The organism is Sphingobium sp. TomTYG75 (assembly GCF_054771635.1).
Window position 1 is genome coordinate 114,634 of the sequence record NZ_BSRE01000002.1, and the last position, 13,534, is coordinate 128,167.

16 protein-coding genes and 1 pseudogene are annotated in these 13,534 nt (G+C 60.9%); 7 read left to right on the top strand and 10 right to left on the bottom strand.

Annotated features, from left to right (window positions below; genetic code table 11):
* Positions 1-127: 127 nt before the first annotated feature.
* The 6 genes from iolB to ACYU81_RS14320 are packed head-to-tail and all read right to left on the bottom strand — an operon-like array spanning position 128 to position 8,046.
* On the bottom strand, positions 128-952 hold the full coding sequence (iolB, locus tag ACYU81_RS14295; RefSeq protein WP_460988290.1) for a 5-deoxy-glucuronate isomerase: 825 nt from the start codon (positions 950-952) through the stop codon (positions 128-130).
* Positions 949-1,842, bottom strand: coding sequence for a myo-inosose-2 dehydratase (iolE, locus tag ACYU81_RS14300; RefSeq protein ID WP_460988291.1), 894 nt, complete (start codon positions 1,840-1,842; stop codon positions 949-951). The genes iolB and iolE overlap by 4 nt, the downstream gene beginning before the upstream one ends.
* A complete protein-coding gene (gene iolD, locus ACYU81_RS14305) occupies positions 1,839-3,674 on the bottom strand; it encodes a 3D-(3,5/4)-trihydroxycyclohexane-1,2-dione acylhydrolase (decyclizing) (RefSeq protein ID WP_460988292.1) in 1,836 nt (611 codons plus the stop codon). Before iolD ends, iolE begins: the two co-directional genes overlap by 4 nt.
* Entirely contained in the window at positions 3,671-5,602 is a 1,932-nt protein-coding gene (locus ACYU81_RS14310) for a bifunctional 5-dehydro-2-deoxygluconokinase/5-dehydro-2-deoxyphosphogluconate aldolase (RefSeq protein ID WP_460988294.1), read from the bottom strand. Before ACYU81_RS14310 ends, iolD begins: the two co-directional genes overlap by 4 nt.
* Positions 5,599-6,939, bottom strand: a complete 1,341-nt coding sequence (locus ACYU81_RS14315; protein WP_460988295.1) for a serine hydrolase domain-containing protein — start codon at positions 6,937-6,939, stop codon at positions 5,599-5,601. The genes ACYU81_RS14310 and ACYU81_RS14315 overlap by 4 nt, the downstream gene beginning before the upstream one ends.
* Before the next feature lie 60 nt (positions 6,940-6,999).
* Positions 7,000-8,046, bottom strand: a complete 1,047-nt coding sequence (locus ACYU81_RS14320; protein ID WP_460988297.1) for a MurR/RpiR family transcriptional regulator — start codon at positions 8,044-8,046, stop codon at positions 7,000-7,002.
* 334 nt (positions 8,047-8,380) lie between these two features.
* Between ACYU81_RS14320 and ACYU81_RS14325 the strand changes: the two genes are divergently transcribed.
* The 6 genes and pseudogenes from ACYU81_RS14325 to ACYU81_RS14350 form a co-directional block, all read left to right on the top strand.
* A complete protein-coding gene (locus ACYU81_RS14325) occupies positions 8,381-8,650 on the top strand; it encodes a hypothetical protein (RefSeq protein WP_460988299.1) in 270 nt (89 codons plus the stop codon).
* 54 nt (positions 8,651-8,704) lie between these two features.
* Positions 8,705-8,989, top strand: a complete 285-nt coding sequence (locus ACYU81_RS14330; RefSeq protein WP_460988300.1) for a hypothetical protein — start codon at positions 8,705-8,707, stop codon at positions 8,987-8,989.
* Complete coding sequence (gene tnpB / locus ACYU81_RS14335; RefSeq protein ID WP_460988301.1) at positions 8,986-9,147, top strand: IS66 family insertion sequence element accessory protein TnpB; 162 nt, start codon at positions 8,986-8,988, stop codon at positions 9,145-9,147. Before ACYU81_RS14330 ends, tnpB (ACYU81_RS14335) begins: the two co-directional genes overlap by 4 nt.
* 26 nt (positions 9,148-9,173) lie before the next feature.
* Positions 9,174-9,332, top strand: a complete 159-nt coding sequence (gene tnpB / locus ACYU81_RS14340) for an IS66 family insertion sequence element accessory protein TnpB (RefSeq protein ID WP_460988302.1) — start codon at positions 9,174-9,176, stop codon at positions 9,330-9,332.
* 58 nt (positions 9,333-9,390) lie between these two features.
* Positions 9,391-9,678 (top strand): transposase domain-containing protein, encoded by a 288-nt coding sequence (locus tag ACYU81_RS14345; RefSeq protein ID WP_460988303.1) that lies wholly within the window; start codon positions 9,391-9,393, stop codon positions 9,676-9,678.
* A 70-nt stretch (positions 9,679-9,748) separates the two neighbouring features.
* Positions 9,749-10,336 (top strand): annotated as a pseudogene (locus tag ACYU81_RS14350) (IS110 family RNA-guided transposase); the annotation flags it as partial.
* Here ACYU81_RS14350 and ACYU81_RS14355 read toward each other — a convergent pair.
* The 3 genes from ACYU81_RS14355 to ACYU81_RS14365 are packed head-to-tail and all read right to left on the bottom strand — an operon-like array spanning position 10,268 to position 11,014.
* Complete coding sequence (locus ACYU81_RS14355; RefSeq protein WP_460989129.1) at positions 10,268-10,447, bottom strand: hypothetical protein; 180 nt, start codon at positions 10,445-10,447, stop codon at positions 10,268-10,270. The pseudogene ACYU81_RS14350 and the gene ACYU81_RS14355 sit on opposite strands and share 69 nt — an antisense overlap.
* A 4-nt stretch (positions 10,448-10,451) precedes the next feature.
* Positions 10,452-10,739 carry a DUF2924 domain-containing protein gene (locus ACYU81_RS14360; RefSeq protein ID WP_460988304.1) on the bottom strand — a complete coding sequence of 96 codons (288 nt, stop codon included), beginning with the start codon at positions 10,737-10,739 and terminating at the stop codon, positions 10,452-10,454.
* Complete coding sequence (locus tag ACYU81_RS14365; RefSeq protein WP_460988306.1) at positions 10,739-11,014, bottom strand: DUF3489 domain-containing protein; 276 nt, start codon at positions 11,012-11,014, stop codon at positions 10,739-10,741. The genes ACYU81_RS14360 and ACYU81_RS14365 overlap by 1 nt, the downstream gene beginning before the upstream one ends.
* Before the next feature lie 154 nt (positions 11,015-11,168).
* On the opposite strand from ACYU81_RS14365, the gene ACYU81_RS14370 reads away from it, so the two are divergent.
* Positions 11,169-12,083: an SUMF1/EgtB/PvdO family nonheme iron enzyme gene (locus ACYU81_RS14370; protein WP_460989107.1), complete on the top strand. Its 915-nt coding sequence runs from the start codon at positions 11,169-11,171 to the stop codon at positions 12,081-12,083.
* Positions 12,084-12,265: 182 nt separating this feature from the next.
* Here the strand turns inward: ACYU81_RS14370 and ACYU81_RS14375 are convergent, their stop codons facing one another.
* Positions 12,266-13,498: a TetR/AcrR family transcriptional regulator gene (locus tag ACYU81_RS14375; protein ID WP_460988307.1), complete on the bottom strand. Its 1,233-nt coding sequence runs from the start codon at positions 13,496-13,498 to the stop codon at positions 12,266-12,268.
* Positions 13,499-13,534: the final 36 nt, after the last annotated feature.

Sequence of the window (13,534 nt, forward strand, 5' to 3'; positions counted from 1 at the left end):
GCCCTCACGGGCGCCCAGCCGCCGCCATGGATAAAGTGCAGATCTCCACCGGCGGGGCTGGACAGGCGATAGACGTCAAAACTTTTGGTTCACTTCGCTCGGCAAGCAGACGAACGAAGGCAGCAACTCATTCTCCCGTGTCAGGCCCTGACGGCGCGCCGCGCGCGATCCACTCATGCGCGGGGTCATTGGCGAACACCCAGTCGCGACGTGGGCCAGCCATGACGTTCAGATAATAAAGGTCGTAGCCGTGCGGCGCGCCGACGGGATGGTAGCCGCGCGGCACCTGCACCACGTCACCATCTTCGACGGCCATGGTCTCGTCGATCGAGCGGTCGTCGGTATAGACCCGCTGAAAGGCAAAGCCCTGCGGCGGCGACAGGCGGTGATAATAGGTTTCCTCAAGGAAGGTTTCCTGCGGCCAGGCGTCTCGATCATGCTTGTGCGGCGGATAGCTCGACCAATGACCGCCGGGAGTGATGACTTCCACGACCAGCAGGCTTTCCGCATCGCCAGCATCATCCAGGATGTTGCGTACGAAACGCTGATTTGTGCCCTCCCCCCGCGTTTCCAACCTTACGTCTTCGGGCGCGATGACACGCGGACGACGGTTGCCACCGCCCGGAGCAGTGCAGATCGCGACTTCCGCATCGCTCGCTGCCCGGATGCTGTAGAAGGTCCCTGCGGGGACATAGGCCGAGGTCGCAGGTCCTGCGAATACATCAGCCCGCCCACCAATCCGCTCGAAGCACTCCTCTCCGGCGGTCACATCAACGATGCCGGACAGGATGACCAGGCATGCTTCGCGGCCCTCTTCACCCCCATCATGGACTTGCCCTGCGGCGAGACGGACAATCTTGAAGCCAACATAGCGCCATCCAGCGCTTTCCGGCGTGATGTCGAGCACCACGCCCTGCGCATCGGGTTCGTGGCTGCGAACCTTGAGGCTCATGCCGCCAGCCCTACTTCAGCCGCAATATTCCGCAGCGTGCGAAGGCCAAGCTGCTGATAGGTATAGGGATTGGCGACGGCCGGATCCTGCTCAGCCTCGATGACGATCCAGCCATCATAGCCAACGCTAGCGAGAGCACCGAGGAACGGCTCATAATCATAAATGCCATCACCCGGTGCGGTGAACATGCCGCTGACCACGCCATCAAGGAAGCTCGCGCCGCCAGCCCGGAGGCGATTGTACCGGTTCCGCCGCACATCCTTGCAATGGACGTGGCTCACCCGCTCGGGCCGTTCGCTTATGACCTTCAGCGGATCGATGCCGCCGCAAAGAGAATGACCCGTGTCGAGCGTCAGGCCGACATGATCGCTCGTAACTTCGAAGAAGCGCCGCAATTCATCGCCTGTCTCCACCACCGTGCCCAGATGATGATGATAGGCAAAACGCAGCCCGCGCTCATTCACATAGGCGGCGACCGCGTTCAGCCGCGCTCCAAACTGTTCCCACGCCTGATCGTCGATCCGGGGATGGGCGTCCAGCGGCCGGGAGCGATCGCAGTGGATGGCGTTGGATGTTTCAGCGGCGATGAAAACCTGCGACCCCATCGCCTCCAGCAGGGCGAGGTGATCGGCCATCGCCTCGATCTCGGCTTCGGCGTCCCGGACCAGCAGATTGGTGGAATACCAGCCGCCGATGATGTCCAGCCCGTGGGAGGTCATGATGGGCTTAAGGGTGGCGGCATCCCGCGGGAACTTGCAGCCAAGTTCCACCCCCTCGAAACCGATCTGCCGCGCCTCGTTCAACAGCGTGTCCAGCGTGATGTCGCCCCCAAGTTCGGGCATGTCGTCATTCGCCCAGGCGATCGGGCTTACGCCCCAGCGTATCGTCATGGCATTTGCCTCTTCTTCATATCCTCATAGCGGGCACGCGCCTCAACGACTTCCGCTCGCGAAGACACCTGCGGCACCGCGACATCCCACCAGTGCCCCCCCGATTGCGTCGTGATTGCGGGGTCGGTTTCCAGCACGATGACATAGCTGCTGCTTGACGCGGCGGCGCGACCCAGCGCCTCTTCCAGCGCCGCGATCCCCGACACCTTTTCCGCCTGCGCGCCAAGGCTGCGGGCATGGGCGGCGAAATCGACAGGCGGCAGAACCTCTTGCCTGGAATCCGCGAGCAGGTTGTTGAACGGCCTGCCGCCAGTCGCCTGTTGCAAGCGGTTGATGCAGCCATAACCGCCATTGTCCAGCAGCACGACGGTGATCTTCATCCCCAGCATGACCGAAGTCGCGAGCTCGGAATTGAGCATCAAATAGCTGCCATCGCCAACGAGTACGAAGACCTCCCGGCTGGGATCGGCCATCTTGACGCCCAGGCCACCCGCAATCTCATAGCCCATGCAGGAAAAGCCATATTCGACATGATAGCCGCCCGGCTTGCGGACACGCCACAGCTTGTGCAGTTCACCCGGCAGGCCCCCGGCGGCGCAGACCACCACGGCGTTTTCGGAGGCATTGCGGGTAACCGCGCCGATGACCTGCGCATCGGAAGGCAGCGCGTCCGATGGCGCCATGACAGCATCCGCCGCATGGTTCCATTCGGCCCGCGCGGTTTCGTTAGCCTGCTCCCAAGCCTGTGGCACACGCCACTTGCCCAGCGATAATGCCAGCTCCTCTATCACTTCACGCGCATCACCCACGACGCTCTTGGCCCCATGCTTGTGCGCATCGTGCGCGGCCACATTGACCTGGAACAGTTGGGCCGGGAACAGCGTGCGCGATCCGGTGGTGAAATCCTGCAACCGGGTGCCAAGGCCAATCACGAGATCAGCGTCCCGCGCCGCGCGATTGGCGGCGCCGGTGCCGGTAACGCCGATCGATCCCAGCGCCTGAGCGTGGCTGGCGACCAGACTGCCCTTGCCCGCCTGAGTTTCCGCGACCGGAATGCCGGTGGCTTGCGCCAGCGCCGCCAGCGCCTCTTCAGCCCGGGAATAAAGAACACCGCCCCCCGCGACGATCAGCGGCCGCTGCGCCGCGCGGATTGCCTGCACCAGCGCACTGAACTCGCCCACGTCCGGATGAAGACGCCGCTGCCGCCACACGCGCGGCTCAAGGAAGCTGACCGGGCAGTCGAAAGCCTCCGCCTGAACATCCTGGCACAGCGACAGCGTGACGGGGCCGCACCGTGCCGGGTCCGTCATCACCGCCATGGCACGCGGCGCGGCGTCCAATATCTGTTCGGGCCGGGTGATGCGGTCGAAATAGCGGCTGACCGGGCGAAAGCAGTCGCTTGCGCTCGCCGTTCCGTCACCAAAATCCTCGATCTGCTGAAGCACCGGATCGGGCAGGCGACTGCCATAGACGTCACCGGGCAGGAACAGCACCGGCAGACGGTTCACATGCGCGAGCGCGGCGGCGGTCACCATATTCGTGGCGCCCGGCCCGATCGAAGTAGTGCACGCCATCACGCGCTGGCGGCGGTTGGCCTTGGCAAAGGCGATGGCGGCATGCGCCATCCCCTGCTCATTATGCGCGCGATAGGTGGGAAGGGCGTCGCCGATCTCCGCCAGCGCCTCTCCCACGCCCGCGACATTGCCATGTCCGAAGATCGCCCACACCCCTGCGAAGAAGGGTTGTTCTGTGCCCTCAATGTCGACGCGTTGCGCCGCCATCCACCGGACGAGCGCCTGCGCCATCGTCAGCCTGATGGTTTCTCCGCTCATGATGCTGGGTCCTGCCTTGCGTCGCGCCATGCCCGCGCCAGCACGCTGAAGCTGGCCGCCATCTCAGCAATGACCATGTCATCGTCAATCTCGTCCTTGAACCAACGCATGGCGGGCTCCACCCATATGGTGCGGCCAACGGCAAAGCCCTTGACCATCGGACTGTTGGCCGCTGCGGCAAAGCCGGCCAGCAGCGACTTTTCATCAGATGCCAGCCCCAGCAGCAATATGCCCCGGCAATAGGGGTCGTTCGCCGCTATGACCTTTTCAATCGCCGTCCAGGTGGCAGGATCGACCGCCGGTTCCAGCTTCCACCAATCGGGATAAACGCCCAAGCCGTAGATGTGTTCGATCACCCGCGCCAGGGTATCAGTGCCGACCGGGCCGTGCTTGGACGCAATGACTTCCAGCAACAGCTCATGACGGGTGGCCCGGCATGCTTCGAACAGGCTCAATATCTGCCGATCCTGTTCGGCGCAAAGGTCCGCCGGATCGTCGGGATGATAGAAGACCAGACATTTGACGACATGGTCGAGTGGCCAGTCGGCAAGGATCGTCGCGGCTTCCCGCCCACCTTCGAACCGCAGCGGCCTCGATCCCGGCAGCTCGATCGGACGGCCGATCCAGTAGCGGCCACCAGCGGCCTTCTCCAGCGCGGAGCGACCATAGCGCCCGTCAGCAAGCAGGCCGAAGCCGTCTTCGCCCTCCGCAACCTGAGCCATGGCGCGCAACGCCAGTTCCTTGAACTCGGTCACGCGATCCAGATTGTTGGTACCAAGCTCTTCGACTAGCTCATCGAACTGGGCGCGATGGTCGATCGCCAGCACAGTCAGCTTGTCATAGCCGGTCAGACGATTGGTCGCCCAATGGACATGTTCCAGCGCCGCGCTGTCGCGTAACCGCAGCGGCCAGTCATTGCGGGAGAGAAACACGCGCAGTTCCTCGGCGCTCGGCTGGGCCGGAGCGCAGCCATGGCGTGACACCACGATGGCGCCGCACGCATTGCCATAGGTGCAACACTGCTCAATGCTTTCGTCGCGCAGCCAGCCGCGAAGGAACCCAGCCATGAACGCGTCCCCCGCGCCCAATACGTTGAAAACCTCGATCGCAAAGCCCTTGCCGACAACACCTTGATCCAACTGATCGGGCACCGCCGCCGGGAAAGCGACGCATCCATCGGGACCTCGCTTGCACACCAGAAGAGCGCCGCTGTTCTCGCGGATCTTGCGCAGGGCGGCGACCGTGTCGGTCGTTCCGCCCAGGATATGGATTTCCTCTTCCGTTCCGACGATCAGATCGCACAACGGCAGGACTTTCTGAAGCTCCTGTGTGACCTGCTCGCTGGAAACGAAACGGTCCTCGCCATTGTCCTTCGTCGCCAGCCCCCACAGAACCGGGCGGTAATCAATGTCGAAGACGACGCGCCCGCCCGCATCCTTTATCGCCCGCACGGCCTTTAGCGTCGCGGCCCGGACATTGGGTTGCGACAGGTGGGTGCCGTTAATCAGCAACGCCCGGGCAGACGCCACATAGCCAGGATCGATATCCTCCTCACACAACGCCATGTCGGCGCAATTTTCACGATAGAAAATCAGCGGGAATCTTTCCGGATCGCGGATGCCCAGAATGACGAGCGCCGTCAGCCGTTCCGGATCATCGACGACGCCCGCAACGTCAACGCCCTCCGCCTCCAGCTGATGGCGGATGAAACGCCCCATATGATCCGAACCAACCCGGGTAATGATGCCGGTATTCAACCCCAGCCGCGCCGCGCCAATGGCGCTGTTCGTCGGACTGCCGCCCACATATTTGGCGAAAGAGCCCATATCCTCGAGCAGGCCGCCGACCTGCTCACCATACAGGTCCACCCCCGATCGGCCGAGAGTGATGAGCTCCAGAGCGCGCACGCTGTTCGCGGCGCGGTTCATTGCTCATCCCCGCTGTGGATCGCGTCATCTGGCAAACTATCCCGGGCGTCAATCCCCTCCAAAATATCAGCAACAATCCCGCGGCTGCGGAACTGAAGCGACAGGCGCTCCATATCGGTCAGCGACTGGATCATGGATACGAAAACAACGTCATTCTGCGGATCGATCCAGAACCAGGAACCGGCCGCACCGTCCCAGAAATATGTATCACGCCCGAGGCGCACGCCCGCCTTCTGCGGATCGGTGATCACGACGCCATTATAGGCATATTCATAGCCGGGACGCAGCAAGTGTGGCGCCGTACCGAACGCGCCCGTCAGCAAATGGGCGGGCGTATGACTGCGCATCATCAAAGCAGCGGCTTCGCGGCTTATGATCCGTTGCCCTTCCAGCGCACCCTGCCCCAGCAGCATGCGTCCAAAACGCAGATAGTCGGCCGCGGTGGACACCAAGCCCCCTCCCCCCGAAGCCATCAGGGGAATGCTGTCATAGGGCAGAACCACATCGCGCGGTGATAGACCTGCGATAGTGTCATATTCCAGCCGCTCGGCATTTCTGTCCAGCTCCACCAGCGTATCGCCCGCCAAGGAATAGAGCGTGGCCAGCCTATGCCGCTTTTCTTCCGGAACGATGAAATCGGTGTCGATCATCCCGAGCGGCTCGAAAATGCGCTGCCGCATGAAGTCGCGAAGGCTCATGCCACTCAGGCGTTCGACGATGATGCCCTGTATGTCCATCGACGCGCCGTAGCGCCAGCCAGCGCCGGGCTGAAATGCCAGCGGTACCCGCGCCAGCCGCGCCAGATACTCGTCTGTGCTTACATCATGCGGAATAGTCGGGACCTGCTCCGCGCGGAAAAGAATGTCGATTGGCTCGCTGGTAAACCCATAGGTGAAACCGGCCTGATGGGTCATCAGATGTTCCATCGTCGGCGGTGTAGCGGCGGGAACGAGAACAGGTGCGTCTGCGGTCGCACCATCCTCCAGAACCTGTAGATGGGCCAGTTCCGGAAGATGATCAGCAATCAGGTCGGATGGCGACCATTTGCCTTCGTCCCAAAGGATCATCATCGCAACCGCCGTCACCGGCTTGGTCATCGAGTAGATCCTGAAGATGCCGTCCGCCCGCATAATTTCACGTGCAGCCACATCCCGCCACCCTGTCGCGCTGGCGTGGGCGGCGGCACCGCGATGCCAGGCCGCCGTCACCCCACCACTTAGTAGGCTCCGTCCTACAGCGTTTTCAAAAAGGGTATCCACGGGCCGCCAATCCGCGATTTGGGCAGCTCCAACTTCCTCCGCAAAATCAGCGCCCGCGCCAACCGGCTGCCCCACCATACCTCTCCTATGGAAATTACATTCCACGGTATATCTGGTCAGAACATTTTGTGCAAGCACTCAAATCGATGGCGCAGAGCTTTTTGAAGGCTGTTGCGCGGAGGCGGCCTCATCGCGACGCGCGGCCGTACCGATGGCAAGTGATTGCGCGAGACACATGCATGCTGCCAGGGAACGAAATCCCCGCACCTCCGATTCGCGGACCTGGAGGATCAGGTCAGCGTCCTTGGCTATCGGACCAATGACGCTGTCGGTAATGGCCACCACCGGACATTTTCCCTTCGCTATCTCCACTAGGCTCAATGTCTCATGGCTATAGGGTGAAAAGCTGATAGCCAGCATCAGATCACCAGCACGAAGGCCGCCGACCTGCTGGATCTGCAAACCTGCCAGGCCGTCCACCAGCACTGTCCGTTTTCCCGCCTGTCCCAACATATAGGCAAGATAGGAGGCCACAGGAAAGGAACGGCGGAACCCGGCAATGAATATGGTCTCTGCTTCATGAAGCATTTTTATCGCTTCGGACAATTCGCGCGAACCAACCGCGTGATTGAGATTCTCCAAAGCCAGGATGTTGCCCTGCACGAACTCCGACAACAGCTCACGAGGTCCCTCCGGCTCGCCGGAAGCTGCATATCGATGCTGGCGGATGCGCTCGGCATAGCCAACCGAGCGATCTTCGCGCAGTAAGCCGTCGCGGACCAGGCGCTGCATTGGGCTGGCGCCGGAAAAGCCAAAAGCCTGGGCGAAGCGAACGATAGCAGATGGCTGCACGTTGCTGCGCTCCGCGACTACTGCGAGGGTTTCGAACGCGATGTCATTGGGCTCGTCCAGAATATGCCGGGCTATCCGCTGAAGACGGTCGCTCAGTTCATCATAGCGCGCTCGGATCGTTTCAAGAAACTCCTCCAACTCGCGTGGCTGTGCTATTTTTTCTGGCATAGATGCCCTTCCCCCTTGAGTGTCAGCATTGGACCGGCCTGGGGTGGCATATGGTTCAGTCCCCACTTTGATCCTCGTTTGGAATTTACATTCCTTGGCGTAAAAAACAATTCCAGCTTTTTTAACGGGCAGATACAGAGCAGCTTTAACGCTCCTGTATTTCATTAGGCACGATCCTGCCGCCGTTTCGTTCACGACGTGGGACATCTCGGCTCGGGTCGCCACAGGCGAATCGCATGGCTCACCGGAGATGAAAATCTGCTAATCTTAAAATGTGGAAATTCGTTGCTGGCAATGTGACATTTCAGATCTGATGCTCATTTGCCGGAAGCGCATATACTAAATTGAAATAGCAATATTTTTCCGTCCTCCGGACTGGATGATAAATTCTGGAAGACAGATACGGCGAATGGTATTTCCATAGTCTGGCTTTGCGCTATCATCATTCCAATGCCGAGACGTAGGCCAACAGCGATGGGCATCCAGGAGAGGAATGGGGATGAATAAAATCGGAGGATTTGCAGCGCTGGGTTTCCGGGCGGTGTTGCTGGCCACCTGTGCGGTATTGCCTGTTCAGGGCTTTGCTCAAACGAGTTCGGGAACGGGAACTGCTGGGCCAAACGGCTTGTCTGATATCGTCGTTACGGCGCGCAAGACAGAAGAACGCTTGCAATACGTTCCTGTCGCCATCACCGCTCTTAGCAACGAAGACCTGGAAAGCCGGTCCATGGCGGACCTGCGTGATGTCGGTCGGTTCACGCGATACTAAGGGCGGTGCGATGAGTCAGATCACGGTAATTTCGGGGCCGGAGCGGCGGCGGGTATGGAACGACCAGCAGAAGCACGAACTGGTCGCGGCGGTTTCGGCGCCCGGCGCGAACATGGCGGAGATTGTCCGCGTGCTGATCTTCGGCCGAACCAGATCTACAGGTGGCGGCGACAGATAGAGCAGGCAGCGCAGAGCTTTGCTGAGGTGCAGGTGCAAGCTGATCTGGTGCCAGTGACCGGATCGGCCATCACCGTGGAGTTTGCGCGGGCGATCGTGCGTATTCCCGCTGGCGCATCGCCTGGGCTGGCGTCAGCCGTGCTGCGGTCGGTCAAGCCGTGATCCCAGTTCCCACTGGCGTTCGGATATGGATCGCAACGGGGCATACGGACATGCGGCGCGGGATGCGCAGCTTGGCCCTGCAGGTGCAGCAGAGCTTTGGACGTGATCCGTTCGCGGGCGACCTCTATATTTTCAGAGGTCGTCGTGGCGACCTCTGAAAGATCATATGGCATGACGGCGTGGCATGTCGCTTTATGCCAAGCGCTTGGAGCGCGGGAAGTATATCTGGCCTTCGGTCGTGGACGGGGTGATTGCCATTTCTCCCTCACAGATGGCCTGCATGTTGGAGGCGATCGACTGGCGTAATCCGCAGGCCACATGGCGCCCGACATTGGCCGGATAAAAGGTCGATATTGCCTAAAAAGGTAGGGATTCCGGCGCTTTTCTGCATACGCTCCGGCATGGGGGACGAGGCGCAAGCACAGATCGATAGCCTTCGCGAGCGGCTCGCCGCTGCCGAGGCTGTTGCCGCTGAAGTCGCGCGGATCAAGTCGATCAACGCCGACCTGGAAGCCCGTAACGCCCTTCTGGAACTGCAGAATGAGAAGATGCGCCGCACCCTTTTCGGCCAGCGCTCCGAGCGCACGCGCCATCTGCTCGATCAGATGGAACTGGCTTTCGAGGAGTGCGAGACCGCTGCCAGCGAAGATGAGCTCCTGGCTGCGCTGGCAGCAGCGAAGTGGACTTGATGGGGTGGACGCCCCCCGAGGCATCGATGTGCCATAGTGGAGGTGTTGAACACCACTTGAGGAGGCGTCCATGTCGGAGATTAGCACGATCGGTTTGGATATCGCAAAGAATGTGTTCCATGCGCACGGGGCCGATGCGAACGGGCTTCAGGTTTTCAGTCGACGGGTTACGCGAGGTAAAGTGCTGTCGTTCTTTGCTGCTCAGCCAAAGTGCCTAGTGGCGCTGGAAGCTTGCGGCGGGGCACATCACTGGGCTCGGGAACTGATGCGTATGGGACATGATGTTTTTTGGTTGATTGCGCCAGCCTACGTGAAGCCGTTCGTAAAGCGACAAAAGAACGATGCCGCTGATGCCGAGGCCATTTGCGAAGCTGCGCAGCGCCCGAACATGCGGTTTGTGACGGTGAAGAGCGAGGAGCAGCAAGCCTCGGCACTGGTGTTCCGGACCCGCGATCTACTTGTCCGGCAACGCACGCAAACGATCAATGCGATTAGGGGGCACATGGCTGAGTATGGCTGGGTTGCTCCGAAAGGGCCGAGCGGGGTAGCGCAGCTTGGCGAGCTCATCGATGATGCGGTCACTGCGTCGCTACCCTCGGCTGCGCGAGAAATGTTCCGCGTCATGCTCGGCATACTTGAGGAGTTTGATCACCGGATAAGCCGAGCACGCCTCGCGCTGCACGTCCAGGCTGTTGAACGCCTGGTCGAGTCCTTCCTCCGTGGATTTGCGAGTGTAGATGGCGCAGCGCAGCCGCTTTTTTTTCGTCATTGCTTCACCCCGAAGAAGCGAGGCCCCGCCCCCATTCGCGCACCAGCTGTGTGCCCGGCGCCAAGGCGGGCGCGGAGGCGACGCGCGTCCCCCCTGCCCCGCTTAATCGCCGGCGCATCTTTGCCCTTGCCCCGCCTTGGGCCGCGCACTGCGCGTCAAAGGCGAGCGCACTAACGAGCAGGCTTGAAGCGATGGGCGGCGGCTCCTGCCCATGCACCCTCTCCCACTCGGCCTTGATCGCTGTCGGTTTCATCGCCTCGATTTCGGCGACGCGTGCCACTAGCCCCTGCATCAGGCCTGGCCTTCCAGATGATAGCAGGTCACCTCACCGCGCTTCCGCTTATCGGTCGCGTGACCCTTCTTGCGCGGGCCGGCTAGCGCGGCGCGGGTGGTATGTGGCAGCCTGCTGGTGGCGCTGGTCAGCTCATCGAGCGTGGCCCCGCTAGTCCGGCGGAGCATCTCGAGTACCAGGGCGGTCTTGGTGCGCGCGGCTGGCGCGGCGATGGCGGCCGGTGTGGGATTGGGAGCCGGTGCATCAGCTGCGGGCTGCTCAGTCTGAGGCGTCATGTCGTCGACCGTGGGTGCCAGATCACCCTTAGGCGTCTCACCGCCGCGAGCGGCAGAGTGATTTTGAAGGTGCAGCCACGAGCGCGAGTTCAAATTTGTAATGCCGTGCCCTCCTCGTTAGACAAGACATATGGATAAGGAAGTCTATTCCGAAATGCGTTTCATCCCTGCCGACAGTTTCCAGATGGGAGCCGACAACTGGTATCCTGAGGAGAAACCTGCTCGTCGGGTCCGGGTTGATGGCTTCTGGATCGATGAGACGCCAGTTACCAACGCCGCCTTCGCCGCTTTCATTAATGCTACGGGATATGTCACCCTCGCAGAAATCGCGCCTGATTGCAGGGATTATCCTGGTTTGCTGCCGGAACTGGCACAGCCGGGATCGGCGGTTTTTGAGATGAGCGCCGGGCCAGTCGACTTTGCGGCGCCCGATTGGTGGGAGTTCCGCATCGGCGCCAACTGGCGCGCGCCGCTCGGACCTGGCAGTTCGATTAAGGGGATCGAGGATCATCCCGTCGTTCACATCGCCTATGCGGACGCGGAAGCCTTTGCCGCCTGGGCGGGGAAGGCGCTGCCGACCGAGGCGGAGTGGGAATTCGCCGCCCGTGGCGGACTGGACGGCGCAGACTATGCCTGGGGTGACGAGCTAGCGCCCGGAGGGAAATTCATGGCCAATTATTGGCAAGGCGATTTCCCCGGCCACAACCAGCTTGACGATGGATATCTACGCACTTCGCCAGTGCGGACTTATGCCTGCAACGGCCACGGCCTTTATGACATGATCGGCAATGTGTGGGAATGGACCACCGACTGGTATGCCCAGCCCAAAATCGAACGCAAGCCAAGGGGCGCTTGCTGCATTCCGGCAAATCCGCGCGGCGGAACACGCGGCGGCAGCTTCGACAAGCGTGCGCTCGCGCGCATCCCGCGCAAGGTTATGAAGGGCGGCTCGCACCTCTGCGCGGAAAATTATTGCCAGCGTTACCGACCCGCCGCCCGGTACGCCCAGCCGATCGACACAACCACAAGCCATGTCGGCTTCCGCTGCGTGGTCCGGCCAGCGCGGTAAATAGGGGGGCAGCTGTCGCCGTAAGCGCCGCTTCTGCCATCGTGATCAAATCGCTTGCAATGACGCTGCGAATAGCCGCGCACCAGAGCAGCTGTCCCACCGAAGCGCCTAAATCGAAGAAGCGAGGCTTGGTTCGGATAGTCCTCCTATACCAACGGAATTAGATCACCTTTACGCAGGCTTCATCGCGAACGTTCACGAGTGCCGTTGAGAAAAAGCGTTGTCGCCTCGCGCGAAAGAGCGGCTCGCTGCGAGGAGTCGGGATTTTCGGCCGTCACCACGAACCGCACCCCGAACGTTGCCAAGGTGTAGAAGGTCCGACTTGCAAGGAGGGAAGGTACCGGCATGCCGAACTCAACCAATCGCTGGGTCAGAACTGAGGCTGCAGTGGCTACCTGGCGATCATACGCCCATCGGGCAATGTCAGGATAACGTTCGGCTTCGCATATAATAAGCCTTTGATACAAGAGATTACGCGGGTGAAGATGCCGATCCAGCAACCATCGGGCAAGCCGCTGGAGGGTGGCCCCGACCGTCGATTCTGCTCTGGGCGCGTCTGTAACATCACTTGGCCTGCCGAGGTGGATCAGCACTTGTTGGAAAAGGCCCCGTTTGTCGCCAAACTGGCGATAAATGGTCGCAGCGCCCACCCCCGACTTTTCAACGATATGATCAATCCTCGCGCCGCGAAATCCTTGATTGAGGAACTCATCACTGGCCGCATCCATCAAATCCTCGATGCGCTCGGGCGCTATTCTTCGCTTCTTCTGGATTTCGTCAAACCGGGGCTCCTCACTTAGGGGATCGTCCAGTGTCGCATCACTGAACTGAGCGGCTCTCCGGTAGCCGTTGAGGAGCAGATCAATCGAAGATCCGGCCTGATCATATTGCCGCTGCCGATGGATCGGGAATCCCATAAGGAAGCGGGTGCCTTGGGTCGCAACGCTCCCAAACCGGCGAGCCAATGCTGCGGGATCCCATTCCTGCAATAAGCCATCTTGCATAAGCGACGCCAGGTAATGAGCCAATGCGGGCGCGCCTTTGATCGTGCGGTTATGCAGTTCGGTCGAGAGATGCGGAAAACATCGGGTGGCGACCAGTTGCGCGCGCGTGAGGCCCATATTCTCGGGAGACAGAAAATGTGCGAGATAGCTCTTCATGACATCGCCGATCACCGTCGCCGGGTCGCCGCTCGCAATCGAAAGCTCTGAAGGTATTTCGGCTGAAATCGACGCAATCACGTCTCGCATGACCGCACCGAACAGATCGACCTTCGTCGGATAAAGTTCGTACATGCTCTGTTTGCTAACGCGCGCCTCACGAGCGATCAGATCAATCCCGGTCTCTTCAAAGCCGCTCCGCAGGAAAAGCTGACGGGCGACGGCCTTCAAACGTTCGTCGGCTGTATCAGCCATAAATTGCCCGCTCCAATAATTTGGACCGCTCGGTGC

Coding starts and splice junctions, on each gene's coding strand:
- iolE (WP_460988291.1), bottom strand. CDS start 1,842: ATGACGATACGCTGGGGCGTAAGCCCGATCGCCTGGGCGAATGACGAC.
- ACYU81_RS14345 (WP_460988303.1), top strand. CDS start 9,391: ATGGGGGACGAGGCGCAAGCACAGATCGATAGCCTTCGCGAGCGGCTC.
- ACYU81_RS14375 (WP_460988307.1), bottom strand. CDS start 13,498: ATGGCTGATACAGCCGACGAACGTTTGAAGGCCGTCGCCCGTCAGCTT.
- iolD (WP_460988292.1), bottom strand. CDS start 3,674: ATGAGCGGAGAAACCATCAGGCTGACGATGGCGCAGGCGCTCGTCCGG.
- ACYU81_RS14355 (WP_460989129.1), bottom strand. CDS start 10,447: ATGACGAAAAAAAAGCGGCTGCGCTGCGCCATCTACACTCGCAAATCC.
- iolB (WP_460988290.1), bottom strand. CDS start 952: ATGAGCCTCAAGGTTCGCAGCCACGAACCCGATGCGCAGGGCGTGGTG.
- tnpB (WP_460988302.1), top strand. CDS start 9,174: ATGTCGCTTTATGCCAAGCGCTTGGAGCGCGGGAAGTATATCTGGCCT.
- ACYU81_RS14330 (WP_460988300.1), top strand. CDS start 8,705: ATGGAACGACCAGCAGAAGCACGAACTGGTCGCGGCGGTTTCGGCGCC.
- ACYU81_RS14325 (WP_460988299.1), top strand. CDS start 8,381: ATGAATAAAATCGGAGGATTTGCAGCGCTGGGTTTCCGGGCGGTGTTG.
- ACYU81_RS14310 (WP_460988294.1), bottom strand. CDS start 5,602: ATGAACCGCGCCGCGAACAGCGTGCGCGCTCTGGAGCTCATCACTCTC.
- ACYU81_RS14320 (WP_460988297.1), bottom strand. CDS start 8,046: ATGAAATACAGGAGCGTTAAAGCTGCTCTGTATCTGCCCGTTAAAAAA.
- ACYU81_RS14370 (WP_460989107.1), top strand. CDS start 11,169: ATGCGTTTCATCCCTGCCGACAGTTTCCAGATGGGAGCCGACAACTGG.
- ACYU81_RS14315 (WP_460988295.1), bottom strand. CDS start 6,939: ATGGTGGGGCAGCCGGTTGGCGCGGGCGCTGATTTTGCGGAGGAAGTT.
- ACYU81_RS14365 (WP_460988306.1), bottom strand. CDS start 11,014: ATGACGCCTCAGACTGAGCAGCCCGCAGCTGATGCACCGGCTCCCAAT.
- ACYU81_RS14360 (WP_460988304.1), bottom strand. CDS start 10,739: ATGCAGGGGCTAGTGGCACGCGTCGCCGAAATCGAGGCGATGAAACCG.